Here is a 24,908-nt window from a genome sequence, read left to right on the forward strand (position 1 = left end):
GCGAATGCCTTTAGATCTGTTGGTAAACCCACTTCATGCCAGCCCGGGTAATCTGGGACATCTCTCGGTTCGAGTTCCAGGACAGAAGGTCTCTCATGTAATTCTGACCTTCCAGATGGGTCAGGAAATTGTATACCAGATTACAGCGGAAGTAGGGCGTATCTGCTATCTCGGGCGATACACCATAGGCTTTCAGGAAACGCTGAGGTAGATCCCCAAGGAGCTTGCGCCGAGTGCCGTTCGTTTGCGCGATCGCCCATAAGCTGCTGTAAAAACGGGATACGTCTTCAAGGTTTCCGGAAATGCGCGTATCTCCAAAGTCGAGTACGTGCAGGTTTTTTTGGCTATCAATAAGGATGTTGTAGACAAGGAAGTCACCATGAATACGGCAAGGAAACGCACCGTTAGATGAAAGGAAATCCGGTTGTTTAAGTTTGATGAGCTCGGTACCAAACTTATATTCGATTCTCGCCAGTTTTGCTTCAGGGATTAGACGACTTTTCCGTATGTCTTCTATTTTTCTATGGAAAGCAGCCTCCATCCAACCTCCATCCGAGCCTTCTGGCAGACTGTTGGCGGAGCTTTCATGGTACTTACGCAACCATCTTCCGACTTCAGTGACGCGATCCAGAATCGTCTCCACACCAGATAACTTATGGCCTCTCAGGCGCCCAAAAAAATAGGTCGGATTCCATAAAGTAAGGAAAAGCTCATTCCCTGAAATTCTCTCGGTCGTGAGGCGATTTTCTTGTTCATTAAAATCGATAAGACGTACTGGAAAGACATGTTCGGTATGAATGCCTAACTTTTGACAACGAGCGAGCTCTTGAGCTTCAGGTTTCAAGCTTGAGTGCTTAGTATGCTTTTCATACGTTGTTGATGATATTATCCCAGTGCTACGGGGATTGACCCGAATCTTTGCTGTTTCTTGGCTACTACTACCTAAAGGACCTGTCATACCCTTATTGCTTAGCTCCGTTCTCTGTGTGCTGTATAGATTAATGTTAAAGCCTAGAGATATAAACCGGGGTTATCGTTTTACCATTACTCAGGGCGCGTTTCCGGTTAGGGATTACTCATCATTTCGTGAAATTTTTAAGCTGGGAAGAGAGCTCTAAGGCAATCGCTGTCCGAGCGGATGTACGTCAACGAGCAATCAAGAATATTGAAAATTGAATAGACGGTCAGGATAAAAATAACCGCCTCAATTGTGCCATATTGCGAAAAAAAGTGTCCAGCAATGAGGTCGAGAGCAGCACCGAACCAAAGTAATATTGTAAAGCCATTGTAGTATGTACTCGCTACCCGGATGCGTGAAATATAAGATCTAATCTTGGGTTTTAGTTTTCGGTCCTCGATACTATCTCCGTTTGTACTGGTTTTGGTTTTGAGTTCGCATCCCGAGCTTTACCCTTCAACAGATTGGCGCGCATCATTTCACGCCCTAGCACCGGATACCGCGATAACTCTTCCGATAATATGTTCACTGGAAGTTGAGCCAACAGAACTCAAAACCGGTTCCAGATATAAAGAACTCATATCTTGATCCATGGCCAGACTTAGCCATTTTCTAAGTATAACCCAGAGCAAGGAAAGGCCGCCGTTTCCACCAGGAAATGATTCCAGCGATCCAGAACGGCGCCTTGTATGCTAGCTCTGCCATGGTGCCTCGCAATTTGACCGTCTACGTAGTTGGGCAGGTGGTGTAGCAAAAGAAAAGATGCGCCGAAAAAAATGCCCCAGGGTCCCAAGATCATTAAGGCGGCTCCTATTAAGGCCTGTAATGAGCATTAAAGCTGAGGCGTGGTTTTCATTCAGCCCCAGCTTTAGGAACAGGTTTGTAATGCGCAGCGAAATAGGTAAGCCAAACCAACGAGTAAAATAGTCATCTCGTTGTGAGAAAAGAGACCATTCACGTGCTTTGAGAGTGCTGTATTCAGTATCGCTACCCAAAGTTGGAGGCCTTTCGTTTGTCTAACCCTTTTATCGGAGAATACCGGAAAAGTACAAAGCTATTCTAGCAGTTGGATAGAATTCAGTGCCTTCAGAACTTCCTTTTGAGATATTTTGCAACTCGCGATGTTGCACTCCTTCTGGAGGGTCACGAGGGCAAACTTTTTCTCACCCTTCAGCGTGGCCAGAACCTGAAGTAACTTCGCCTCTTTATAGCTCCATGCGCGATACGAGCCAACCTGGAACCATTGACCAACGATGACCTGTTTCCGGGTAAGAATATTCCGGACACGTTTCACTCCCGGACTGTATGTTTCCTGAGCTTGCCAGAGGGAGTGATCAAACGAGGGGCGTAGGTAGGGCACGAGTTTTTCATCGGCGGTGGCTTTCTGGCTTTGTGCGAGGGATATCCAGAGCCCGTCAGTACGCCATACCTGTTCTTCGAGTGTATCTGGCAGGTCGAGTGGTATGGGCAAGTTATTGTTGTTTGCGGGTATAGCGTTTGGTAAATCCAGCGTCCAGGCGGTAGCCGGCGTGCTTGACGTTTGGGTGATGGTTAATGCAATCGGGCCTAATACAGCTGCAATAATAATTGCCAAGATGCCGGTTTTGTTGAAACTGAACTTCTTGGCAGTACCTTGGGCGTTTTCGCTTCTCTTGCGGACCGGGGAGAAGTAAAGCGCGGGTAGAATGAATAAGCCAAAAACAAGCCAGCCCATGGTTTCGTGGTCGGTGAGCATGTCGCTTTGCATGTCCGTTTCGTAGGCAACGACCACCAGAATGGTTATGCGCACCCAGTTAGCAATAAGGCCAAGAGTCGCAGCTGCCAGCAAGGTGATCAGCCAGCCGCGCCAGCGATAGTCGTTCAGGATGGATGTCATCATTGCCAACAAAATGGCAATTGCAAAATAACGGATGCCCGAGCAGCCATCGGCAATGAGAAGGCGACCATAGGGCAGGGTGATGCTGTTGCCTTCGATGAGGGCTGTCATCCCAAACCAACTTACCCAGGTTCCCACAACTATACTCGCTAGCTCTACAAGGGCCGGAACCATGTCTGCCCAGATAGGCAGTGAGAGCGCTAGAAGAAGAATGTAGGGGATGAAGGACAGGGTTCGATTTAACCCCAGTAGCGCCCAGGCAGTTGTGGTGAGCCCGGCCGGGAGCAGCAGGAAAGCAAGCGTATCGATGCGAACCAGTTCCAGCACGCCCCAGATCAGCGTTGTGATTATTAACAGAGCGGCGCCGATCAAATGGTAGGGCTTGAGCTGTGTTTTGCGTTCGGCCTGGCTGGGCGGGTGGGTCAACAAGAGACCAAGAAAGATAACTGCGGTTGCCAAGCCGTGTGCCAGAACCTGCTCGAATTCGAGCCATGCTTCTGCAAGTCTTATCCAGGTGGGATAAAAGATCAGAACCGCGATCGCAGTAGCGACCAGGTAAGGTCTGGATAGAGGTAGGTTGTCTAATGTTTTCCGTAACATCGCTTGTCCGCCAGACTGCGTATCAATGGACAGGATACTGTGTATGCCGTTTACACAAAACTCAAATTCAAAACAAAAAAAAGCCAGCCGAAGCTGGCTTTTTTATTACTCAACCGAAATCAGGCTTTCTGACGACGGCGAGCTGCACCAAGGCCTGCGAGGCCCAGTCCAAGGAGGGCTAGGGTGCCGGGCTCTGGTACTTTGGCAAAAGCGTGGTTGTCAGTCTCAAAGGCGTTCGAGGTGCTGATTAATTTAACGCTATCAATAAGGTCGTTGCCGAAGAAAAATTCGACATATCTATTATCGTTAAGAGTTGATTGCTGCCCATCAACGTTAACAACGGGATTGGGGTTGTTGGCGTTGAGATCCAGTCCATTAATAATTGCGACCTGGCCACCGCTCAGGAAAAACTTGATGGTATTGTAATCATCGATTGAACCCCAAAACATTCCAAAATAGTTAGCGGTGGTGCCAAAGTTGAAGGTGGCTTCACCGGAATTGCTCGCATTGGGAACAGTCAGGAACTCGCCGCCATCTTCCTGATTAGGCATAGCGGGCGCAGCATATTGCCCAGTATCTGAACCGCTCACAATTGCAAAGTCACCAGTGCTACATGACGAATAACCGCCGCAAGCAGGCGCGCCAGTGAAGTCGAGAGTCGATGCGCCAGACACTGAGGTGTTGTAAACACCGGCGCCGTTTACAGTGATACTAAGCGCATTAGCGCTGGTGACTGAGCACAGGCCGATGGCGGCACCGATAAGTGTAGGTAAAAGTTTGCGCATATGAATTCTCCTTTGGTTTTGGCTCAATCCCTGCTTTTCAAACTTTATAGCCGGATTGATTTGATGCCTTTCGGTCTTTACAAATTATATTCTTGCAAAAGAGCGGCCAGGTTATTTAAGTTCATAAAATACAATAAGATAGGTTACACAATAAAGTAATTGAAAGTGCTTGGCTTGAGTAAGTGTATAGAATGTCGACGTTGTGTCCGTCTTGAGCCTGTCCCTTGTATGGAGCTCAGATTCCAGGCAAGAAAAAACCAGCCGAAGCTGGTTTTTTCACACTAACTTGTCGTAATCAGGCTTTCTGACGACGACGAGCTGCACCAAGTCCTGCAAGGCCAAGGCCGAGTAGGGCCAAGGTGCCTGGCTCTGGCACTGGCAGAACGTCTTCGACATAAACTACGAGGTCGTTGTAGTCAAAGTCGGTTCCGTCTTCAAAACCGATAATCCAGTCGTCGTATTCCCACACTGTGCAATTCTTAGTGGAAGGGTTTGCAACGCAATTAGGATCTGTTTGGTTGCCGAGGTTCAAAAATTGGTTGCTGCCGCCGACAGCAACAAAGCGCTCGGTTCCGTTGGCATTTTTGGAAGCATCTGAGTAAATGATGGGAGTGCCACTACTATCCCCCAGATAGAAACCAAAGTCATCACTGGCGAAGGTGCCAACCACTGTATTGTTTACTTCTACTGAGTAGCCTGTTCCAACTAACTCAAAACTTACTTTTGCTCGCTGGCCACTATCTACTACGGCGCTATTGAAGTCGTTGCTGTCTGAGTTTTCATAAACTCCGTCTGCAGTTCCGCCAAACAGCTGCACGTAGTCGTTGCCGTTGAAGATGCCAAAGCTATGTCCGTTCAGGCCAGACGTGATCTCAAGAAGCAATGTTGCTGCACTATCCCCTTCCGAGTGATACCAATACGGACTAGTGATTGCGTCACTGGTGGCGGTATCGCCCAGAACGTTCACGCCGGTGCCGGATACCATGAGGGTATCGTTAATAAATTCCTGAAGATTGACTTCGGTACCGTCATTCACAACGGCGGCATTAGCCGACATGGCTCCCGATGCCATAAGAATAGCTGAAAAAAGTAGTGAGTGCTTCATGGGTGTTCTCCGGTTGTTTAGCTCTAATTCCCTGTAGTTTGCTTTGCAACCAGGCTGTCTCTTATTATTTTAGAGATCCTTGGCTTTCCGTCCCACCCTCGCAAGTGGTTTGGCATACGACCGGGAATCCCGATCCTATGGTCAAGTTAATGCTATTAACGTGCCAACACTTCAAATCATTGATTCTAAAGGGTAAGCGATCTTTATGTTTTGCAGTTGTGTAAAGGTTTTCGACGGTGGTAAAAAACAAAGGCCTGAGACGTAATCGCATCAGGCCTTTTATGTATCGAACCCCGACAGGGCTGTCGGATTCCTTTACATCGCCTTTTTAACAGCTTCCAGATGCGCCCCAATTTCGGCATTACCTGGTGCAAGATCAAGAGCTTTTTCTATGGCTGTTTTTGCTTCTGCGTGCTTTCCGGCCAGGTGGAGAACCCAGCCATAGGTATCCAGGACGGCAGGGCTGTTGGGTGCCAGTTCGCTTGCCTGTTTGGCGAGCTTTAGTGCCCGGTCCGGGTTTTCTTCGCGAAGCGTCCAGGCCAGGTTGTTCAGGGCGGCGACGTTGTTGGGCTGCTGGGAAAGAACCTTCTCGTAATAACTGGCTGCTGCGGTTTCCTGGCCATCGGTCATTAGCCACTCTGCCCGCGTCAGGAGCGCAGGGAGGCTGTCTGGAGCTTCCTGTACCCAGCTGTCTGTCAGGCCATCAACGGCGCCTGGAGCCTGTTCTTTAGCCAACCCCAGAAGGGACGGCATGATCTGTTGGTCTTTGGTGGCTTGCCATTTATCAGCAAGGTAGTTGTATGCGGCTTCCGGGCCTTTCTGCTGCTGCAGCAGCCTTGCCCGTGAAAGGATGGTTGCAGGCACTTCGCCGTGAGTTTGCTCTACGGCATCCAGTGCCAGGAAGGCGTCATCCAGTTTGCCTTCCATTTGGGCGATGCCTGCGGGCAGCAGCGCAAACCCGATGTTTTCAGGTTCAAGGGCAATGGCTTCTGCGGCTTTAGCACGAGCCTCCGGCCATTCCTTGTTGTCGGCTGCTGCTTTCGCTTCGGCTAGCAGTAACTGGCCGAGGGCACGTTTCACGGTGGCCGAATCGGTGTCTTTCCATTTGGAGAGGGTTGTTCTGGCGTTTGCCAGTTCGCCCTGGGTTATTGCTATCAGTGCGGTGAGCGTGTCGGTATTCTGCTCCAGTTCGGGGTTCGTTTTAGCGACGCTTGCCAGCCAGGTTTTGGCTTCGTCTACGGTGTGGTCCTGCATGTAAATCTGGCCGGCTTGCTGGAGCGGTCGGATTGCTTCCGGGGTTATGGCTGCGGCGTCTACGAGCATGCTGACAGCCTTTTCCCGCTGGCCGGATTGAGCGTAGAGGTTGGCTAGCGCAACTTTCGGTTGCTGAAGTTTCGGGCTGTCCTTGGTCAGTTTTTCAAGTCTCGTGGTGGCGGCTTCCGGATTTCCAAGCTGCGCATCTGCAAGGCTTGCCAGCAAGACGGCCCGGGGCTGGTCGCCGTAGCCGTTGAGCAGGGAATCGCGGATTTCGCCGGCTTCCTGTTTTTCACCTTGTTGGATCAGTACGTTTAAATAGGTGCTGGTGGTGGCCCAGTCAGCCGGGTTGGCGGTGAAGGCCATTCGCAGTTGCCCGAGTGCCTGCTCGGGTTGCTCGTTCTGCAGGTAGTGCCTGGCCAGTGCAAGCCTCAGCCGCACGCGCTCGGGCTCGTTGCCGATGGCTTTGCTGAGGCTGGCGATGCCGTCGTTCTCGCGGCCGGGAAGGCTGAGTGCGAGGATGCCGTGCATGGCCAGGAGTTCGTTATCGTTGGGGCGCGCTTTTATGGCGCGATCAAGGGTGGTGAGGGCGGCTTCGCGATCACCGGTATCAATCTGGGCCATGGTGGCGGCACGGATGAACTGTACGGGGGTTGTTTCGGGGTCGAGGTTTTCTTTGAGCAGTTGGGCGCCTTCATCCAGTTCGCCGGTGCCGGCGGAAATGGCACCCAACATCAAGGCTACCTGTTCGTTTTCAGGGTTAAGCTTGAGGGTGTCCCGCAGGATGGCTTTGGCTTCTTCGAAGTTGCCTTCTTTTAGAGCTGCGACAGCGGCTTCGGCTTGTTCCCGTGCGCCGGAGTTCATGTTTTCTGCCAGTATCCGGTTATAAATCTGTGCTTCGGTAATCTGGCCTTGCTCGGTCAGTACCCGGGAGAGTGTGGTGAGCACGTTGCGGCGTATGGGCAGGAATATGTCGGATGTCGGGAGCACACCAACCGCATCTGTGAGTGTTGCGGATGCTTCTTTCAGTTGATTTTGCCGATATTGTGCCAGGCCTTTCCAGTACAGAACTTCCGGGGCTGTTTCGTTTTTGGCAAGCCATACATCGGCCGCTTCGATGGCCTGCGCGTTTTTGCCCAGGTTGATTTGCGCCTGAAGAGCTCCGGTTATTGCCTGGATATTGGAGCCGTTACTGGCTGAAAGGCTGTTGTAAAGCGCCAGCGCCTCGGCCGCTTCTCCGGACCGGCGTAAGGCTTCTGCGCGGATGAGTGCAGCTTCCAGTTGGTCTTCTGGTGAGCTTGGGGTTTGCAGTGCCAGGGTTTCTGTTGCTGAGAGGTGTTTGCCCTGTTCCACGTAAGCGCGGGCGAGGGTGAGGCCAACGGCGTCAGGCTGTTCTTTTACCCAGGGTGCGAGGAGATCGGAGGCTTCTTTCGCTGCGCTTACCTGCAGGTACAGGTCCGCCAGCCTCACGATGTGTTCGACGTTGTTCGGGTCTTTCTGGATGGCATTCTTGACTTCAAGCAGGGCTGAGCGGAACTGCCCCTGTTCGGAGTAGGTCTCGGCCCGGGTAATGTGGGACAGAGCTTCTGATGAATCTGGCCCGTTATTGCAACCGGAGAGCAGAGGGAACGCTAATAGCAGGCTGCCAGCAAGTACGAGCCGCGGCAGTGATTTTTGTAGTGTTTGTCTTTTCATCATGAATATCTGCTCCTAGACTTCCGACGCTTCTGCCGATGTGTCGATTTTATATTTGTCGGTGAGGTTGTAGAGAGTCGGGCGGGTTACACCCAGAAGCCGGGAAGCCTGTGTCATGTTGAAGCCGCTTGTCTGGAGCGCTTGCATGATGGCTTTGCGTTCGGCTTGTTCTCGAACCTGTCGAAGGTTCAGGTGAGATGCTCCTGGTTGTTCGCTGGCCGGTAGCTCCAGGTCTTCGCCGGTAATCCGTTTACCTTCGGCCATGATGGTAGCTCGTTTCACCTTGTTGATCATTTCCCGCACGTTGCCGGGCCAGGCATAGCTGCTAATGGCGTTTATTGCGTCTTCGGAGAAGGTGAGGTTCTGTCGGTCCATTTGCTTGCCGAGGGATTTGAGCAGTGACTGGGCTATAACCAGTGCGTCTCCGTCCCGTTCTCTCACGGCGGGAACGTCGAGCGTTATTTCGCTTACACGGTAGTAAAGATCCTCGCGAAAAGCACCGCTTTCGATCAGCTGGTTTACGTTGCGGTGCGTTGCGCACACCACGCGCACGTCCACCGCCACAGGCTTTACCGAGCCCACTCTGTCCACAACCCGTTCTTGCAGAAACCGCAATAGCTTCGCCTGCAAGGGCATCGGCATGTCGCCAATTTCATCGAGGAAGAGAGTGCCGCCGTTGGCGCTTTCAATTTTACCTTTTTTGGCCTGAGTAGCGCCGGTGAAGGAGCCCTTCTCGAAGCCAAAGAGCTCACTTTCCAGGAGGTTCTCGGGAATGGCGGCGCAGTTGATGGCTGCAAAAACATTGCCGGCACGGGGACTCAGATCGTGCAAGGCGCGGGCGAGGACTTCTTTACCTGTGCCGGTTTCACCAATGATGAGGGTTGTGACATCGGTGGGTGCGATCTTCTCCAGCGTGCGGCATATGGCCATCATTTGTGGGCTCGCGGTGATGATGCCTTTTATGCTGGTGCCATTGCCTTGCTGCGTCAGATCCTGGTTTTCTCTTTCCAGCTCCGCAAGCCGGAAGGCTCGGTTAACCACAAAACTCAGAATGTCGGCATCCAGAGGCTTCTGATAGAAGTCGGATGCGCCCATGCCGATCGCTTTGACGGCGTTTTCCTTGTCTTCGCGGCCGGTCACGACAATCACCTTGGTCAAAGGTGCAAGCCGAAGAATCTCTTCCAGTAACGCGAAGCCTTCTGTCGCGCCGCCCGGGTCCGGCGGGAGGCCCAGATCCAGTGTTACAACATCCGGCTCTTCGCGCCTGAGTGCAGCAAGAGCGGCTTCTCTGTCCGAGGCGACAGTCACTTCCAGATCCGCACTGAAACACCAGCGCATTTGGCTTTGCAGCCCTGGATCATCCTCTACGATTAGCAGTCGTCTAGTCACAACAGCAACAATTCCTTTGTTTGGAGTGTTCCACTAAGCCTGATTCTTAACCGAACATTGACACTTTGCAATGGCCGATTTAATTGTCAGCGGCACCTGCCATTTAATTGGCGAATTCTTTCGGGCCCTGAGCGTTGGGTATTGCCCCTTCGTCTGCATCCGCACTGCTGTAACCCGTGCCATTTACGAGCGGAATACGAATGGAGAAGCAGGAGCCTATGCCGGGCTCACTTGTTGCATCAACGGTACCGCCCAGTTTGTGGATGTATTCCCGGGCCTGATAAGCACCAATGCCCATACCGGTGAGGCCTTTTGTGCTTTCGAACGGTTTGAATAGCCGGTCATTGATAAAGTCTTCTGTCATGCCGCAGCCGGTGTCCTGAATGAACAGCACGACGTTCCCCCTGGCTATTTTAAGTGACAGGGTGACTTCTCCACCGGGTGGTGTCGCATCTTGTGCGTTCTGAATCAGATGGCCGAGAACGCTCCGCAATTGTTCGGGATCCGCTTTGATCATGATCCCGGGCGGATTGCCCTCAAGCCGGGGCAGCGGAAGATGCCGGTTGTAGTGTTCCAGCAGGCTGGTTATCAGGCGTGTGAGGTCCAGTGCCTTGGAATCATCATCGCCGCCTGCCGATGGTTTGCGAATGTGCTCCACAAGGTTGGTCATCTTGTTGACTGCATGGTCTGTGGTTTTGATCATGTCATCAATAAACGCAGGGTTGTTCCGATGCTTCTGGGCGTTGTTAACCAGCAGTGAAAGCTGCGCAATCACCGTTTTCAGGTCGTGGACCATAAAAGCCGATGCCTTGCTGACGGCTTCGAACTGCATCGCACGCGATAATCGGTTCTGTGCATCCGCCTGCGCCAACAGGTTACAGGTTTGGCGGGCCACCACTTTGATCAGATCAAAGTTCTCCCAGTTCAGGTCTACCCGGGCGTAGGGGTGGCCTATCATCGCAATACCGTATAACTCATTGCCCAGGTATAGCGGGATTACGAGCCAGGCATCTGGCGTTCTGGAGATGGCATCCGGGATCTCCAGCAAGTTGTAGCTTACTGGGTCTGCGCGGTATTCATCCAGATTCACAATCCATTCTTTATCAGAGAAAAAGCGCACCAGATCAGCGTCTTCATCAATGATGGTGTATCTGGGGGTGACGAGATTGGCGGATTCTTTGAGCGTGTACGAACCCTGTTCGCTCTTTAACCAGATGGCGCCGGCGTTGCTTTCCACAAGGCCCGCAAGCATCCGGATTGCACGCAGGGGAAGGGGAGGTTCATCGCTGAGATCCGACAGTTCTTTGGTCATCTTCAGCCATTCTTCGCGGTAATCGTACTTGTAGTCGAAAAAGTTCTGGCTGATCAGAACCATCAGTTTTGCACGTAGGCGCCGGGAGAGTAACAGCGTTACCAGGAAAGCCAGGGCGACAGCTGACAACAGTACCTGTAAGGCTTCCCCCCAGCTTCCTCCAAGAATACGAACGTAATAACCGCTGATAGAGAGAAGAAGCAGGTAAACCCCCGCAAGTACCAGCGTGCCGGCGTGAAATACCGCTGAGCGTGAAAGCTGAAAGTCGATGGGTTGTTTACGGGTGTTGACGACGTTTAAGGCAAACAGTGGCACCAGCGCTGCGTTTACAAAGCCCCGTGCGTTCCAGAAGGAGTCGGCAATCTCGCCAAACAGCAGCGCGTCGGCGTACATGAAAAAATCAAAGATGAAGATTGTGGCCGTGCCAATGCACAGATATTTCATACTGGAACGGCCGAAAGTAGACGCATTGCGCCAGATCTGCTCAACCAGAGACATGCCAAGAAGTGACAGGGCAATCTGCCCGATGAGTTTTGTTTTGCCGTCTACCAGTGACAGACCAAAAATAAATTCCAGGCTGCCAAGGGCGAGTAATGTGACGAGAAGAACCACCGCTGCGGTTCCGAGGAACTTTTTGATCTGCCCGCGCAGTCGCCCTTGCGGGACGGTGTCTCGCAGCATGGCGAACAGAAGTAGAATCCATGAGGTATCACGGAGCAATTCCAGCAGGTAACGAATAAAAAAGCCGGGCTGCCCCCAGATGCTTTGGGTAACGAGTGCAGAGGCCCATAGGGTGGTGACCAGAGCAGCCAGAAACAACGCCCGGTCTATATCACGCCGTAAATAGCGAGTGCCCACGAGCAACGCGAGGATTGCGTAGACTGCGGCGGCCGCGCCGTGGCTTATCACGCTGAGATCTGGAAGCATTTAGTCTGCCTGTTCCCTGGATAACTGTAGTGTGGTGTGGGTGGCGATTCTGTGCAACTCCCGGATGAGCGGTTAGAGCGGTGTTTTGTTGTCCCGATAAAACCGGAAAATTTCTTTCAGTGGCCGCTTCGGTTTGAATCCAAACTCTTTCGCAAAGGCTCTGCCATCAATCACCACCGGGTATTTGAAAAATTCCATAAGGTAGGCAGGAAAGCTTCGCAGACGAAGTGCGCGCAGTAAAAGCCGTGGCAGGATCGGCGGAACAGAAGGCACCGGGATTCGGGTGCAGCCGCAAAGTTCCAGCGCCTTCTGGTAAGCCACCCAATCTTCCGGGGCGACATTGAATATTCCCCGTGTCGCTTTGTTGTATGCCAGCACGATGGCATCCGCTATGTCGTCGATGTGAATGAACTGCATCATGGGCGAGAAGCCTGCAAGCACCGGAGCACGCGGGCTGGCCAGCAATGCACTCATGGTGTTACGCACGCCAGGGCCTACAATGTTGCAGGGGCGCAGGATGGTGATGTTCAGCTCCGGGAAGCGCCAAAGATAGATGTTTGCCAGGTTCTCCAGTTCCACGGAATCGATCAGATCTGCACTCAGGCCCGCGCTTTTCATGGGAGCCGACTCGTTGATGAGGGCGGGGTTGTAGGCCATGGCTCCATATACGTGGTAGGTGGATAGCACCACAATGCGCCGGATGCCGTACTTGTGGCTCAGGTCCAGCAGCTTTTGTGTGCCCAGAACGTTAGCGTTGTAGCGCCGCATCCGGGTGAGCTGGCTTGAATGGATGCGCCCGAGATGAATAACGCCGTCAAACTGGTAGCGGCGAAACAGATCCTCAAAGCTCCGGTGGTTGCAATCGATACAATAGCTGGGAATAGCATCGCCGAGTTGGACCTGTTCCCGTGCGTCCACGGCTACGAGGTCGCAGGTTTCCCGGAGCCGTTCAATCACCTGATGTGCCAGTGCGCCTGCGGCGCCTGTGACGAGAATATGAGGTTTTCGTTGTTCGCTCATCAGAACAGCCTTTTCCTATCTTTCAGTCCCTTGTCGATCAGTCGGTCTATTTCGGCTTTTACCTGTGCAACACGTTCGTCTACCTGTTCTTCCGGAATATCCTCGCCATCAAAATACATGGGTGGCCCGAAATTCAGGTGAACCTTGGCGGGTAATACCACAGGCATTGCAACTGGAACGTACGGGAGCCCCAGCGCTTTGGCCAGGGGTTTGATGTTGGCGATGGCGGGTATGGTTTCTTCACAGCCCACCACGCCCACGGGCACGATGGCGGCTTTGTATTTCATGGCCAGGTGCATGAACCCATTGCCAAACCGCTGAAGCTGGTAGCGATCGCGGTAGAGTTTGCCAGAGCCGCGTATGCCTTCGGGGAAAACAATGATGGCTTCGTTGTTGGCAAGCATTCTGGCGCAATTTACCGGGTCGCCCAGTGCGGCTCCCACTTCGTTCAAGAGGTTGCCGAGCCAGGGTACCGTAGGGAAAAAGCGTTCAATCATAGCTCGGGGAATGCGCGGATCTTTTTCACGGGAGGCCACTGCGTAACCAACGAGTACGCCATCAATCGGGAGTTGTCCGCTGTGATTTCCTACAATCAACACAGGCCCTTCAGCGGGGATATGATCAACGCCGTGGGCTTCTGTACGGAAGTACTTTTCGTAAATCGGCTTTGTCAGAGCAAAACCGGATTTGAAGGTCTCGTTATTGTAGCCCCAGGGGTCGTATCCGAGTGACCCTATGGGTTTGCGAATGCGATTGATTTGCTCGTCCAGCTTCGCTGGAACCAGTCGGGATTTCAGAAATGATGCCAAGCTCATGCGCACTCCCTGTTTAGCAACATTCAACCACGCCCGATCAACACACCGAGCGTGTGGCTCTGGCCCTCATTAAGCACGCGATAATCGCTTGCTGCATTGGCAGTTTCGACACAGAGCATTGTCTGCCAGGCAGAGCCTGGAAAGTCGCTCAGCTTTGCGGCTTTGTCGGGGCCGGGATTCCACACTACCGTCGAGTCACTGCCAACCGCGGTTAGCTTTCGGCTGGCACTGGGCGTTACGATGGTGAGCGGTTCGCCGCTTTCGTATATCCGGTCAGTTTCGCCCTCGAAATAGACGGGGCCATCCTGGGTGCAGTATTCCCAGTCTTTGAGCGTATCCATGTAGTGGCGGTAACCAAGACCCAATACTCTCGAACGTGTGATGTCGGTTGTTGGCAGGTAAGTGTGCAGCGCCTGGCTAAACGCCAGAGGGCCAATGCGGAGGTTGGTGGTGGTGAGCGCAAGCTGGCAGCCGCGTACTGAAAAACTGTACGTTAGCAGCGCCAAAGCGTGGCCGTTCCACACGTCGGCAAAGTCGTCGTTGGCATCGAGGGAGAGCGATATTTCGACCTCATGGGCGTTTTCTCTTACGTCCTCCAGTTTCCAGAGGGCCGTGCGGGCAAATCCGTGAGGGCTTGGTGTTTTTACCCGTTTACGCACCTCTGGCGCGTTGCGGGCCGGATCGCCGAACCAGGGCCAGCACACTGGAATTCCGCCCCGAATGGGCCGGCCAGGCTCAAAGCGCGCAGCGGGGCTAAGCCATAGCCAGTCTGGTTCGTTATTCGGGATAAATCGGGTGAGGTGCGCACCCTGCATGAACAGGGTGGCTTCAAACAGAGGGTGATGAACCTCTAGCGCTTCCAGTTGTCCGATCGTGTTCCAGCGGGTAAAAGACCACTGTCCCGGAGAAAGAGATAAAGGCGGTTTGTTACTGCTTTCGGACATAAGGCTCGATTCCGGGCTTAAATGCATCTGCTAACTGAAGAGTAAATCAAAACGGTGCGGCGGGCGACTACTGCCCCTGGAATAGTCGCACAAGTCTCGGGATTTCTGTTCTCTGCCCGGGCGTATGGTTTTTTATGAGGAGTGTAATTGGATAAAGCGCAATGGTTGGATGAGCTTGCTCAAGGCCTGAGTGACCACGGCTGGATGAGCTTTGATATTACGCCATGGCTTGGCATTGAGTTGTTGCGATCACTTCAGCACGAAATCATCGTTCTGGATCAGAATAATGCCCTCAAAAGTGCCGGTATCGGGCGGGGCAGTGCGCCCGTTCGGGATCGCTCCGTGCGCCGCGACAAGATTGCCTGGCTTCAGGGTGTAACGTCGCCCCAGTTGGCGCTGTTCGATTTTCTTGAAAGCCTGCGAGTGGGTTTGAATCAGCGGCTTTTTCTGGGCCTGAAGCACTTCGAAGCCCACTATGCGACTTACCATCGCGGTGATTTCTATAAGGCTCATGTGGACAGTTTTCAGGGCCGGGCCTCGCGCATTGTCAGCCTTGTGCTGTATCTGAACGATCACTGGCTACCCACGGATGGTGGTGCGCTTCAGGTCTATAGCCGGGAAAACCAAAGCGAAGCCGGCGGGCTGGTGTTGCCTGAGGCGGGCAGGGTGGCGTTGTTCATGAGCGAGGAAATCCGCCATGAGGTTCTCGAAGCCCATCGCACGCGCTACAGCCTGGCGTGCTGGCTTCGGCAGGATGAGATTGCGCTGCCGTTATCTGCGCTTTCTGCACTTAAATAGGCTCTATTGTGCGGGTTGGTGGATTTGCCGTTGTAGTCCGCAAACCCTTTTGTTAACATTCGCGCCGCTTTCGGGGATAAATTCCTGAAACGCCGTTATGGTGGCTCCATTGGTGCCTTCGCAACATGAAACCGCGAACCCGGTCAGGCCCGGAAGGGAGCAGCCGCAGCGGTGGAATTGAGTGCCGGAGTGTCGCTGATGGGGCCACCCCCAGATTTTCTTTTTACCCAGCTCTCCAGTTCATTCTGAAATCCCTCCCAAGCCCCTGTTTTCTGCTTCTTAATAGCTTCTATAACTTCTTATAAAAACGTCACCGTGCTAAGGTTGAAGGCGTTTTTCTCAGCATTTGGCGGATCATGAGCTACCAGGTACTTGCCCGTAAATGGCGCCCCCGCACCTTTGAAGATATGGTGGGCCAGGAACACGTTCTTCAGGCGTTAATTCACGCTCTGGAAAACCAGCGTCTGCACCACGCCTATCTGTTTACTGGCACCCGGGGTGTGGGTAAAACCACCATCGGGCGTCTTTTGGCGCGTTGTCTTAACTGTGAAACCGGCATCACTCCGCACCCCTGCGGTACCTGCTCCAGTTGCCGGGAGATTCAGGAAGGCCGGTTTGTCGATCTGATTGAGATTGATGCCGCATCCCGCACCGGTGTGGATGATATGCGGGAGCTCACTGACAATGTTCAGTACGCCCCCAGCCGTGGCCGTTACAAGGTGTACCTCATTGACGAGGTGCACATGCTCACCAATCAGTCTTTTAACGCGTTTCTCAAAACCCTTGAGGAGCCGCCGGAACATGTGAAGTTCCTGCTGGCGACGACCGATCCCCAGAAGCTACCCGTAACGGTTCTCTCCCGCTGTCTGCAATTCAACCTCAAGCGCATGACCCCGGAGCATATTGCCGGGCACCTGACAAAAGTTCTGACGGCCGAGCAGATTCCATTTGAAGAGCCTGCGCTCTGGCTGCTGGCCCGGGCTGCCGATGGCAGTATGCGGGATGCCCTGAGCCTGACGGATCAAGCCATTGCGTTTGGTAACCAGAAGCTTGCCGCCAGTGATGTCAGCAGCATGCTGGGGACGATTGATCAGCGGGATATCGAGCGGATCGTAAACGCTCTGGTAGGCAGTGATGGCCCTGGGTTGCTGGCGGAAATCAGCCGGATTTCGGATTTTGCGCCGGACTACAGCCTGATACTCGCGGATCTGCTGTCTTTGTTCCACCGCGTGACCATGGAGCAGGTGGTTCCTGGCAGTGCAGACAATACGCTCGGCGATGCGGTGCAGGTTCAGACGCTGGCACGCAAGCTGAGCGCGGAAGATGCCCAGCTGTTTTATCAGGCCGCTCTTTTAGGCCGTAAGGACTTGGCGATTACGCCCGATGCCCGGATGGGCTTCGAGATGACATTGCTCCGGATGCTGGCATTCCGCCCCGGCTCAGACCGGCGTGCACCACCTGCTGCAACCGCCATCGAGCCACCTGAGCCCGAGCCGGAGCCTGTTAAACCAGAGCCGGAACCAGTACCTGTTCAGGAACAGGAGCCGCAAGGTTACGCTGATGCACCAGCAGATGATGCCTGGCTTGCAAGCCTTGACGCCCAGGCCGAATCCGCCCCCGATTATCCAGAGCCAGAGCCAGAGCCAGAGCCAGAGCCAGAGCCAGAGCCAGAGCCAGAGCCAGAGCCAGAGCCAGAGCTTGAAGCTGCCCCGGTTCCTGTTGCAGAGGTTGCAGGCGGAGAGTTTGTCTGGGAGCAGGATTTCCGCAGTCTCGGTATTGTGGGTATGCCCGGCAACCTGGCCAGCCACGGCGCCATGTCCCGTGCTGGCGACACCATCACGTTACTGATCGACGCTGGTCACGCACGGCTGCTGAACACGCGGCATGAAGAAAAAATTCTGGCCGCCTTGAGAAATCACTTTGGCGACGCCATTCAGTTAAAGATAGAGCAAGGGGATCCAGGGCCCAATACGCCGGCGGCTTTCGATGAGCGGCTGCGTGTGGCGAGTCAGAGTGCGGCAGAAGAATCTATCCGCAACGATCCGCTGGTCAAATCCATTGTGGAACGGTTTGAGGCGAGGGTGGTCGAAGAGAGCATCCGGCCGACAGAGATAAGCAGGAGATAAAAACATGATGAACGATATGGGCGGCCTGATGAAAAAGGCCCAGAAAATGCAGGAAGAAATGCAGAAGGCTCAGGAAGAAGCGGCAAAAGCCGAAGTTACCGGCGAAGCCGGCGCGGGTCTGGTGAAAGTCACCATGAACGGACGTCACGATGTCCGCAAGGTGGATATCGACCCATCCCTGATGTCGGAAGAGAAGGATATTCTGGAAGACTTGCTGGCCGCGGCCGTTAACGATGCGGTGCGTCGTGTGGAGGCCAACCAGAAGGATAAAATGTCAGGCATGATGTCAGGTATGGGTTTGCCGCCTGGCTTCAAGATGCCGTTTTAAGGCGTTTCCCTGAACTGCAGTCTGAGGATGTTTCATGGCGTTCAGCCCACTGGTTGATGAACTTGTCGAATCTCTCCGGTGTTTGCCGGGTGTTGGTCAGAAAACCGCCCAGCGCATGGCCTTTCACTTGCTTGAGCGGGCGCGCTCCGGTGGAACCCGGCTTTCTGATGCTTTGAGCAATGCCATGGAGGGTGTTCGCCGTTGCGAAAGCTGCCAGAACTTTTCCGATACCGAAGTGTGCGGGATTTGTGAGAATCCGGCCCGAAGTAACGGCACGCTCTGCGTGGTGGAAAGCCCATCAGATCTGCTGGCAATTGAACAGGCGGGAGATTACAAGGGCAGCTATTTTGTTCTGATGGGGCATCTGTCACCCATTGACGGCGTAGGGCCCGAGGAAATCGGTATCGAGCGGCTCCTGCGCCGGGTGCGTTCAGATGCTGTTACTGAGCTTATTCTTGCGACCAATCCGACGGTCGAGGGCGAAGCCACCGCGCACTATATTTCCGACCGGCTCGACGGTTCAGAGATTCTCATCACCCGCCTTGCTCACGGCATACCGGTAGGTGGCGAGCTTGGCTACGTCGACGGTTTTACGCTCACCCATGCGTTTCGCGGCAGAAAACCTCTGCTGGACTGATTCCGCGTCAGCGACTTCACGGCGCTTTTAACTGGCTTTTTCTATGACCTTTTCTCTACCGGCTATTAACGTTCCCCCGGCCCCTGAAACCATTGATTGGATTACACGGCCCGAAGAGCTGGACACCTGGCTAGACAGTTCACCCGGGCTGCCTCTGGTTCTGGATACCGAATTTGAGCGGGTCAATACCTTCTATCCTATTCCCGGGCTGGTTCAGCTTGGTCTTGGCGATCGCTTTTGCCTGGTAGATCCCGAAGTTGCTGAAGAATCAGAGCGTTTTCGGGAAGTGATTGCTGACCCCGACGTTACCAAGCTGCTCTATGCCATGAGCGAAGATCTCGAGCTCTTTCGCGACTGGCTCGGGATACGTCCGAAGGGCGTTGTGGATCTGCAGATTGGGGCGGCTATGGCCGGTGCGGGTTTTTCTCTGGGTTACGCGCGGTTTGTTGAAACACTTTTTGGCGAAGCGTTGGATAAATCAGTTACCCGTTCTGACTGGATTTCCCGCCCTTTGAGTGAGGCGCAGCAGCGTTACGCGATTGAAGACATACGTTTTCTTGCGCCCATGCACCAGTGGATAACGGCGCATCTTCGTGAGCGCGGGCTTGAGGCGGCGCTTGTGGAAGAATCCACGCGCTTTGCCGATGAGCTCGCAGCGCAGGACGATCCCCACAATCATTACCTCCGCCTTCGTGGCGGCTGGACGTTAACGGCGCAGCAACAGCTTGTGCTCAAAAAACTGGTGGTTTGGCGAGAGCTGGAAAGCCGAGAGCGCGACCGCCCACGGGGCCGTGTGGTGGCGGATCCGCTTCTTATTGCCATTGCAGAGCGGTTGCCAAAGTCGCTCACTGAGATGTCCAATATTCAGGGTGTTCCGGCGGGTGTGGTTCGCCGGTACGGCGAGGCTTTGCTTGAGCTTGTCGAAGAGGGGCGTAACGCTGATAATTCCGGGATTGAGCGCATTGCGCCACCCTTGACCCGGGATCAGCAGATGTCTTTTAAACAGTTAAAGCGTTTTTTCAGGGAAGCATCGGAAGCTGCTGATATACCAATCGAATTGCTCGCACCGAGAAAGCGACTTGAAAAAGTTCTGCAGGACAAATCCTTGGCTGAAAGCCCGTTTTTCCATGGTTGGCGCGCTCAGATTCTCGAGCCGGCAATGAACGATATTGAGGGTTATCTGAAATCATGAAAGATCGGGAGTTCGTGTCTGTTTTCCGAAGCAGTAAAAAAAGTGATACCTATATTTACCTTCGTCGCGGGCATAAGTGGGATGAGTTACCCGACAGCCTGAGGGCTATTTTTGGCAACCCGGTACACTCAATGGATCTGATTATGACTCCGGGGCGCAAGCTCGCCAGAGCAACCGGTGAACAGATACTGAGCGCGATCGCTGAAAAAGATTTTTTTTTGCAGATGCCCGAAGAGCGGGATGCTTACGTTGTCGATTTTCGCACGAAGCCGGGAATGAGAGAGTCATGATTGCCCAAATCCCGTTCTGGCAGCGCAAGCGCCTGAGCGAGATGACGCCACAGGAATGGGAATCCCTGTGCGACGGTTGCGGCAAATGCTGCCTGAACAAGCTTGAAGATGAAGACACCGGCGAGGTGTACCACACCGATCTGGTGTGTCGTTATATGGATGACGACACCTGTCGGTGTACGGTTTATCCGGACCGCCTCAGTAAAGTGCCTGGCTGCACGGTGCTGACACCGGATACGGTGACCGATTACTATTGGCTGCCCTCTACCTGTGCCTATCGCACGCTTGCAGAGGGCAGGCCTCTGGCCGATTGGCACCCGCTGCGCAGCGGATGCCCGGATTCGGTTCACGAAGCAGGTGTTTCCATACGCCATAAAGTGATCCATGAGGATCGGGTGGCCGAGGAAGACTGGGAAGAACACATCATTCACTGGGTTCTGTAATGATCGATACTGACGCACAAATTGCTTACGGCATCTTCTGGGCCGCTTACGCCATCGCTTTCGTCGTGTTTTATTTCATGATGAAGAAGCTTTTCCGGTTTTTACCGCTATACGGCTTTCGAACGCTGTTGCTTGCTGCACTGGTCGCTTTTCTGCTGACGCCGGTAGAGTCCCCCGAGATTGCAGGCTGGTGGATACCCGCGTGGCTGTTCGGAGGTTATGAACTCATTCTGGGTGACGCAGATAACGCCGGGAGGGCATTGCTCAACCTGGGTATCGGTGGTGTTGTAATGCTGCTTGTCTGGATTCTGGATATGGTTCGTTACCGTTTATCCCAACGCTGAAATCCCCTAAACATTTTTCCGAGAGCAACAATGCTGAGACTCCTCACGCTGGTTTTTTTCACTGCTTTATTGCTGCCCGTAACGCTGTGGGCCGAGGAAGCCACAACGCTGACACTGCCGGAAAGCCCGGATGTCCGGATTATTGTGGACATTTCAGGCTCCATGAAGGAAACCGACCCCAATAATCTGCGGCAACCTGCCGTAAGGCTGTTGGCCCGGGTGTTACCAGAGGGCAGCACGGCTGGTGTATGGACCTTCGGCCAGTATGTGAACATGCTGGTGCCCCACGGGGAAGTCGGGGAGCCCTGGCGTGAAATCGCCATCGACCGCTCCAGTCAAATCAATTCTGTGGCTTTGCGCACCAATCTTGGCAGAGCCATTGAAGTCGCCAGCGACGATTATATAACCGGCGGCTCGCTTGAGAATACGCACTTCATTCTGCTGACAGATGGCAAGGTGGACATCTCGGACAGCCCGGATGTGAACCGGGCTGAAGAGCAGCGGATTCTGGGCAAGCTATTGAATGACCTGGTGGCCAGAGGCGCGACTTTCCATCCTGTTGCGCTTTCTGATCAGGCGGATGCCGGTTTTCTGAAGACGCTTGCGGAAAAATCAAAAGGCAGTTTCCGGATTGCCGACACGGCGGAATCCCTCAATCTGGCCTTTCTGGACGCCCTGAATACGGCAGCACCCCAAGAGCAGATTCCGATTGAAGGCAATGCGTTCACCGTTGATGGAGGTGTAAAGGAATTTACCGCATTAATCTTCCGCGGCAAGGCTGACAACGATGAAGGGGAGGAACCTGCCAGCCTGGAACTGATCCGGCCTGATGGTGAAACGCTCCTTTATACCACTCGGCCTGACAACGTTCGCTGGGCCCGGGAAACGGCCTATGACCTAGTTACCATTACCGAGCCCCTGGTGGGCGAGTGGCGGGTAACAGGTGAGCTGGGTGAGGGCAGTCGCGTTACGGTCGTCAGTGATCTGAGGATGGTTGTAGGCCCTGTACCTGCGACGTTTACGCCGGAATCACCGATTGATGTCCGCGTTGCGTTTTTTGAAAAAACGGAAAAGGTGACCAATCCGGAATTTCTCAACGTACTGAGTGTGAAGCTGAGCCTGACATCGGAAGACGGGCGCAGCGGCAGCAAGGCACTTTCGGCTGATCAGCCTCCGGAAGACGGCGTGTACGCAGACACCATCAGTAAGCTGCCGGCAGAAGGTCTTTACAGAATAGACATTGTTGCGGACGGCAAAACCTTTGCACGAAAATTTACCGCAACAACCCGGTTTATCGTGCCTGCAGGTATGGTTGAGCCAACCATCAGGTCACCCATTGATATCAGTCTCGCTGAGCAGGCCGGGGAAGCGCCGGCTGCTTCTGAGCCTTTGAACCCGGAACCGGAGCAGGCAAGTGAGCCGGTGGCAGAACCTGAGTCCGCTGCAGAACCTCAGCCCCAGCCGGAGCCTGCTGAACCAACAGAGCCCGCGCCTGTGGCGGAAGAAGAGCCCGAAGCCGCATCATCACTGCCTATACCACTGTGGATGATCGGAGCCGGCGCAGGAGCGCTCGTGGTACTTGCGCTAATCATTATTTTGCTGATGCGCAAGCGCCGTGCCGCAGTGGCCGGAGATGATGCCGCTAGCGAAGAAACCGAGAACCTGGATGACCTTAAACAGGAAATGGCCGACATGGAGGCGGAGGCTCCGCTCGTGATGGCAGAGCCCGAACCAGAGCCAGAGCCAGAGCCAGAGCCGGAAGAAGAGCCTGCAGAGGAAGATATACCGGTTGCCAGCGCGGTTGTGGAGCCGGAGGAAGCTATCCCGGAACTGGTTGAACCGGTGGAAGAAGACGATGAAGAAGAATTTGGCCTGGATGATTTTGACTTGTCCGAATTTGACGATTTACCCGACTACGATGGGCCGGGCGACGAACCGGATGATGAACAGAAAAAGTAACCTAAAGTAACTGACAGGAACGATACAGATGAAGTTTACCGGTACCGACAAGTATGTAGCCACCGATGACCTGCAAATGGCCGTAAACGCGGCCATTACGCTGCAACGCCCACTGCTGATCAAAGGCGAGCCCGGCACCGGCAAAACCTTGCTGGCCGAGGAAATGGCAAGCGCTCTCGGTATGCGTCTGATTCCCTGGCACATTAAATCTACTACCAAGGCTCAGCAGGGCCTGTATGAGTACGATGCGGTTTCCCGTTTGCGGGATTCCCAGCTGGGTGATGCGAAGGTTAATGACATCAGCAACTACATCATCAAAGGTAAACTATGGGAGGCTTTTGAAGCCGAAGACCAGGTGGTGCTGTTGATTGACGAAATCGACAAGGCTGACATCGAATTCCCTAACGATCTGCTGCTGGAACTGGATCGAATGGAGTTCTACGTTTACGAAACCCGGAAGTTTGTAAAAGCTGTAAAGCGGCCGATCGTGGTGATCACCAGTAACAACGAAAAAGAGCTGCCAGACGCCTTTCTGCGCCGCTGTTTTTTCCATTACATCAGCTTCCCGGATCACGCCACCATGCAAAGCATCGTGGATGTTCACTTCCCGGGTATTCAGCAGCAGGTGGTAAAGGATGCGCTGGAAGTGTTTTTTGATGTGCGCAAGGTGTCGGGTCTCAAGAAAAAGCCCTCGACCTCAGAGCTGATTGACTGGCTGAAACTGCTGATGGCAGATGAGCTGACAGCGAAAATGCTTCAGGACAAAGACAGCAGCTCGGCACTGCCACCGTTATACGGTGCTCTGGTGAAAAACGAGCAGGATGTACACCTGTTGCAGAAGCTGGCGTTTATGGCCCGCCGTCGCGGCTGAAATTCGGCAAGAGTGCGGTTTTATGTTGATTGATTTTTTCCTCGAAGTGCGGCGGGCCAAGGTGCCTGCCAGCCTGCGTGAATTCCTCGATCTGTTGGAAGCGCTGCAACAGCGCCTCGCGTTTGCGGATATGGAAGAGTTCTATTACCTGGCTCGGCTATGCCTGGTGAAAGACGAGCGCCACTTCGACAAGTTTGACCTGGCCTTCAAGGCATACTTCGAGGGCATTGAACATCTGGATCAGATGCTGGAAGCGCTGATCCCTGATGAGTGGCTGCGCGGCGAGTTTGAGAAAAACCTGAGCGAGGAAGAGAAAGCCAAAATTGATTCTCTGGGTGGCCTGGAAGAGTTGATTGAAACCTTCAAAAAACGCATGGAAGAGCAGAAAGAGCGCCATGCCGGAGGCAACAAGTGGGTAGGCACAGGAGGCACGTCTCCTTTTGGGGCTGACGGGTACAATCCTGAAGGTTTTCGTATCGGTCAGAAAAAGGGCCGCCACGGGCGTGCCGTCAAGGTTTGGGAAAAACGCGAGTTCAAGGATCTGGACGACAGCGTTACCCTGGGTATCCGCAACATCAAGGTAGCGCTCCGCCGTTTGCGCAAGTTCGCGCGCCAGGGCGCTGCAGACACGCTGGACCTGGACGACACCATCCGGTCGACAGCCCGCAATGCGGGTTATCTGGACCTGAAAATGGTGCCCGAGCGCCATAACGCGGCTAAAGTGCTGATTTTTTTCGATGTGGGCGGTTCTATGGACCCCCATGTGCGGGTGTGTGAGGAGTTGTTTTCTGCCGCGCGCCTGGAGTTCAAGCACATGGAGTACTTCTACTTTCATAACTTTGTGTATGAGAGCATCTGGAAGAGCAACATCCGGCGCATGAACGAAACCACTGATACCTGGGATATCCTCCACAAGTACTCGCCCGACTACAAAGTGATCTTCGTAGGCGATGCTACCATGGCACCTTATGAGATTTCCCACGCGGGCGGTTCCATTGAGCATTGGAATCAGGAAGCCGGTGTGACCTGGTTTCAACGTATCAGTGATCATTTCCGCAAGGTGGTCTGGATCAACCCGCTACCTGAAAGCTACTGGGGAACGGGTGGGTCTCTGGGCATGACCCGACAGCTTGTGAACAATCACATGTACCCGCTTACGGTGGAAGGCCTGGAGTCGGCCATGAAGTATTTGAGCAAATAAAAAAAAGCCGATGCGGTTGAGACATCGGCAAAGCTCGGC

General features: G+C 53.7%; 22 protein-coding genes, 1 other RNA gene and 1 riboswitch. Of the genes, 12 read left to right on the forward strand and 11 right to left on the reverse strand.

The genetic code is table 11. The features are described 5' to 3' along the window. Nucleotides 1-10: 10 nt before the first annotated feature. The 11 genes from BUA49_RS10605 to BUA49_RS10655 all read right to left on the reverse strand — a co-directional run bounded on the left by BUA49_RS10605 (nucleotide 11) and on the right by BUA49_RS10655 (nucleotide 14,680). The gene (locus BUA49_RS10605; RefSeq protein WP_072797191.1) at nucleotides 11-958 is read right to left on the reverse strand and encodes a phosphotransferase; all 948 of its coding nucleotides are present in this window, start codon (nucleotides 956-958) and stop codon (nucleotides 11-13) included. A gap of 601 nt (nucleotides 959-1,559) precedes the next feature. Then, nucleotides 1,560-1,757, reverse strand: coding sequence for a CDP-alcohol phosphatidyltransferase family protein (locus BUA49_RS18275; RefSeq protein ID WP_072797192.1), 198 nt, complete (start codon nucleotides 1,755-1,757; stop codon nucleotides 1,560-1,562). Nucleotides 1,758-2,012: 255 nt separating this feature from the next. Then, nucleotides 2,013-3,434: an exosortase/archaeosortase family protein gene (locus tag BUA49_RS10615; protein ID WP_072797193.1), complete on the reverse strand. Its 1,422-nt coding sequence runs from the start codon at nucleotides 3,432-3,434 to the stop codon at nucleotides 2,013-2,015. Between the two features lie 119 nt (nucleotides 3,435-3,553). Next, nucleotides 3,554-4,219, reverse strand: coding sequence for an Npun_F0296 family exosortase-dependent surface protein (locus BUA49_RS10620; protein WP_072797194.1), 666 nt, complete (start codon nucleotides 4,217-4,219; stop codon nucleotides 3,554-3,556). A gap of 295 nt (nucleotides 4,220-4,514) precedes the next feature. Further along, on the reverse strand, nucleotides 4,515-5,324 hold the full coding sequence (locus BUA49_RS10625) for a PEP-CTERM sorting domain-containing protein (RefSeq protein ID WP_072797195.1): 810 nt from the start codon (nucleotides 5,322-5,324) through the stop codon (nucleotides 4,515-4,517). A gap of 41 nt (nucleotides 5,325-5,365) precedes the next feature. Continuing rightward, a riboswitch (cyclic di-GMP riboswitch) is annotated at nucleotides 5,366-5,448 on the reverse strand. Between the two features lie 191 nt (nucleotides 5,449-5,639). After that, nucleotides 5,640-8,276 carry a tetratricopeptide repeat protein gene (locus BUA49_RS10630; RefSeq protein WP_228704451.1) on the reverse strand — a complete coding sequence of 879 codons (2,637 nt, stop codon included), beginning with the start codon at nucleotides 8,274-8,276 and terminating at the stop codon, nucleotides 5,640-5,642. A gap of 12 nt (nucleotides 8,277-8,288) precedes the next feature. Then, the gene (gene prsR, locus BUA49_RS10635) at nucleotides 8,289-9,662 is read right to left on the reverse strand and encodes a PEP-CTERM-box response regulator transcription factor (protein WP_072797196.1); all 1,374 of its coding nucleotides are present in this window, start codon (nucleotides 9,660-9,662) and stop codon (nucleotides 8,289-8,291) included. 103 nt (nucleotides 9,663-9,765) lie between these two features. Beyond that, nucleotides 9,766-11,901, reverse strand: coding sequence for an XrtA/PEP-CTERM system histidine kinase PrsK (gene prsK / locus BUA49_RS10640; protein ID WP_072797197.1), 2,136 nt, complete (start codon nucleotides 11,899-11,901; stop codon nucleotides 9,766-9,768). Nucleotides 11,902-11,973: 72 nt separating this feature from the next. Beyond that, complete coding sequence (locus tag BUA49_RS10645; RefSeq protein WP_072797198.1) at nucleotides 11,974-12,921, reverse strand: SDR family oxidoreductase; 948 nt, start codon at nucleotides 12,919-12,921, stop codon at nucleotides 11,974-11,976. Continuing rightward, nucleotides 12,921-13,736, reverse strand: coding sequence for a lysophospholipid acyltransferase family protein (locus BUA49_RS10650; protein ID WP_072797199.1), 816 nt, complete (start codon nucleotides 13,734-13,736; stop codon nucleotides 12,921-12,923). The genes BUA49_RS10645 and BUA49_RS10650 overlap by 1 nt, the downstream gene beginning before the upstream one ends. 23 nt (nucleotides 13,737-13,759) lie before the next feature. Then, nucleotides 13,760-14,680 carry a D-hexose-6-phosphate mutarotase gene (locus BUA49_RS10655; RefSeq protein WP_072797200.1) on the reverse strand — a complete coding sequence of 307 codons (921 nt, stop codon included), beginning with the start codon at nucleotides 14,678-14,680 and terminating at the stop codon, nucleotides 13,760-13,762. A 147-nt stretch (nucleotides 14,681-14,827) separates the two neighbouring features. On the opposite strand from BUA49_RS10655, the gene BUA49_RS10660 reads away from it, so the two are divergent. The 12 genes from BUA49_RS10660 to BUA49_RS10715 all read left to right on the forward strand — a co-directional run bounded on the left by BUA49_RS10660 (nucleotide 14,828) and on the right by BUA49_RS10715 (nucleotide 24,869). Beyond that, nucleotides 14,828-15,478: a 2OG-Fe(II) oxygenase gene (locus tag BUA49_RS10660; RefSeq protein WP_072797219.1), complete on the forward strand. Its 651-nt coding sequence runs from the start codon at nucleotides 14,828-14,830 to the stop codon at nucleotides 15,476-15,478. 107 nt (nucleotides 15,479-15,585) lie between these two features. Continuing rightward, nucleotides 15,586-15,682: signal recognition particle sRNA small type (gene ffs, locus BUA49_RS10665), an RNA gene on the forward strand. Nucleotides 15,683-15,834: 152 nt separating this feature from the next. Then, nucleotides 15,835-17,604, forward strand: a complete 1,770-nt coding sequence (gene dnaX, locus BUA49_RS10670; protein ID WP_072797228.1) for a DNA polymerase III subunit gamma/tau — start codon at nucleotides 15,835-15,837, stop codon at nucleotides 17,602-17,604. A 4-nt stretch (nucleotides 17,605-17,608) separates the two neighbouring features. Further along, complete coding sequence (locus BUA49_RS10675; protein ID WP_072797229.1) at nucleotides 17,609-17,932, forward strand: YbaB/EbfC family nucleoid-associated protein; 324 nt, start codon at nucleotides 17,609-17,611, stop codon at nucleotides 17,930-17,932. Nucleotides 17,933-17,966: 34 nt separating this feature from the next. After that, on the forward strand, nucleotides 17,967-18,569 hold the full coding sequence (recR, locus tag BUA49_RS10680) for a recombination mediator RecR (RefSeq protein WP_072797230.1): 603 nt from the start codon (nucleotides 17,967-17,969) through the stop codon (nucleotides 18,567-18,569). 43 nt (nucleotides 18,570-18,612) lie between these two features. Continuing rightward, a complete protein-coding gene (rnd, locus tag BUA49_RS10685; RefSeq protein WP_072797231.1) occupies nucleotides 18,613-19,761 on the forward strand; it encodes a ribonuclease D in 1,149 nt (382 codons plus the stop codon). After that, entirely contained in the window at nucleotides 19,758-20,051 is a 294-nt protein-coding gene (locus tag BUA49_RS10690; RefSeq protein WP_072797232.1) for a YcgL domain-containing protein, read from the forward strand. Before rnd ends, BUA49_RS10690 begins: the two co-directional genes overlap by 4 nt. Then, on the forward strand, nucleotides 20,048-20,494 hold the full coding sequence (locus BUA49_RS10695; protein WP_072797233.1) for a YcgN family cysteine cluster protein: 447 nt from the start codon (nucleotides 20,048-20,050) through the stop codon (nucleotides 20,492-20,494). Before BUA49_RS10690 ends, BUA49_RS10695 begins: the two co-directional genes overlap by 4 nt. Then, nucleotides 20,494-20,838 (forward strand): hypothetical protein, encoded by a 345-nt coding sequence (locus BUA49_RS10700; RefSeq protein WP_072797234.1) that lies wholly within the window; start codon nucleotides 20,494-20,496, stop codon nucleotides 20,836-20,838. The genes BUA49_RS10695 and BUA49_RS10700 overlap by 1 nt, the downstream gene beginning before the upstream one ends. A 30-nt stretch (nucleotides 20,839-20,868) precedes the next feature. After that, the gene (locus tag BUA49_RS10705) at nucleotides 20,869-22,797 is read left to right on the forward strand and encodes a VWA domain-containing protein (protein WP_072797235.1); all 1,929 of its coding nucleotides are present in this window, start codon (nucleotides 20,869-20,871) and stop codon (nucleotides 22,795-22,797) included. A 28-nt stretch (nucleotides 22,798-22,825) separates the two neighbouring features. Continuing rightward, entirely contained in the window at nucleotides 22,826-23,668 is an 843-nt protein-coding gene (locus BUA49_RS10710) for an AAA family ATPase (RefSeq protein ID WP_072797236.1), read from the forward strand. Between the two features lie 22 nt (nucleotides 23,669-23,690). Continuing rightward, a complete protein-coding gene (locus BUA49_RS10715) occupies nucleotides 23,691-24,869 on the forward strand; it encodes a vWA domain-containing protein (RefSeq protein WP_072797237.1) in 1,179 nt (392 codons plus the stop codon). Nucleotides 24,870-24,908 lie beyond the last annotated feature (39 nt).

It is taken from the genome of Marinobacter antarcticus, assembly GCF_900142385.1.
Lineage (GTDB): Bacteria > Pseudomonadota > Gammaproteobacteria > Pseudomonadales > Oleiphilaceae > Marinobacter > Marinobacter antarcticus.

Coding starts and splice junctions, on each gene's coding strand:
- rnd (WP_072797231.1), top strand. CDS start 18,613: ATGACCTTTTCTCTACCGGCTATTAACGTTCCCCCGGCCCCTGAAACC.
- BUA49_RS10715 (WP_072797237.1), top strand. CDS start 23,691: ATGTTGATTGATTTTTTCCTCGAAGTGCGGCGGGCCAAGGTGCCTGCC.
- BUA49_RS10625 (WP_072797195.1), bottom strand. CDS start 5,324: ATGAAGCACTCACTACTTTTTTCAGCTATTCTTATGGCATCGGGAGCC.
- BUA49_RS10615 (WP_072797193.1), bottom strand. CDS start 3,434: ATGTTACGGAAAACATTAGACAACCTACCTCTATCCAGACCTTACCTG.
- recR (WP_072797230.1), top strand. CDS start 17,967: ATGGCGTTCAGCCCACTGGTTGATGAACTTGTCGAATCTCTCCGGTGT.
- BUA49_RS10710 (WP_072797236.1), top strand. CDS start 22,826: ATGAAGTTTACCGGTACCGACAAGTATGTAGCCACCGATGACCTGCAA.
- BUA49_RS10630 (WP_228704451.1), bottom strand. CDS start 8,276: ATGATGAAAAGACAAACACTACAAAAATCACTGCCGCGGCTCGTACTT.
- BUA49_RS10675 (WP_072797229.1), top strand. CDS start 17,609: ATGATGAACGATATGGGCGGCCTGATGAAAAAGGCCCAGAAAATGCAG.
- BUA49_RS10655 (WP_072797200.1), bottom strand. CDS start 14,680: ATGTCCGAAAGCAGTAACAAACCGCCTTTATCTCTTTCTCCGGGACAG.
- BUA49_RS10645 (WP_072797198.1), bottom strand. CDS start 12,921: ATGAGCGAACAACGAAAACCTCATATTCTCGTCACAGGCGCCGCAGGC.
- dnaX (WP_072797228.1), top strand. CDS start 15,835: ATGAGCTACCAGGTACTTGCCCGTAAATGGCGCCCCCGCACCTTTGAA.
- BUA49_RS10605 (WP_072797191.1), bottom strand. CDS start 958: ATGACAGGTCCTTTAGGTAGTAGTAGCCAAGAAACAGCAAAGATTCGG.
- BUA49_RS10690 (WP_072797232.1), top strand. CDS start 19,758: ATGAAAGATCGGGAGTTCGTGTCTGTTTTCCGAAGCAGTAAAAAAAGT.
- BUA49_RS10700 (WP_072797234.1), top strand. CDS start 20,494: ATGATCGATACTGACGCACAAATTGCTTACGGCATCTTCTGGGCCGCT.
- BUA49_RS10695 (WP_072797233.1), top strand. CDS start 20,048: ATGATTGCCCAAATCCCGTTCTGGCAGCGCAAGCGCCTGAGCGAGATG.
- BUA49_RS10650 (WP_072797199.1), bottom strand. CDS start 13,736: ATGAGCTTGGCATCATTTCTGAAATCCCGACTGGTTCCAGCGAAGCTG.
- prsK (WP_072797197.1), bottom strand. CDS start 11,901: ATGCTTCCAGATCTCAGCGTGATAAGCCACGGCGCGGCCGCCGCAGTC.
- BUA49_RS18275 (WP_072797192.1), bottom strand. CDS start 1,757: ATGATCTTGGGACCCTGGGGCATTTTTTTCGGCGCATCTTTTCTTTTG.
- BUA49_RS10705 (WP_072797235.1), top strand. CDS start 20,869: ATGCTGAGACTCCTCACGCTGGTTTTTTTCACTGCTTTATTGCTGCCC.
- BUA49_RS10620 (WP_072797194.1), bottom strand. CDS start 4,219: ATGCGCAAACTTTTACCTACACTTATCGGTGCCGCCATCGGCCTGTGC.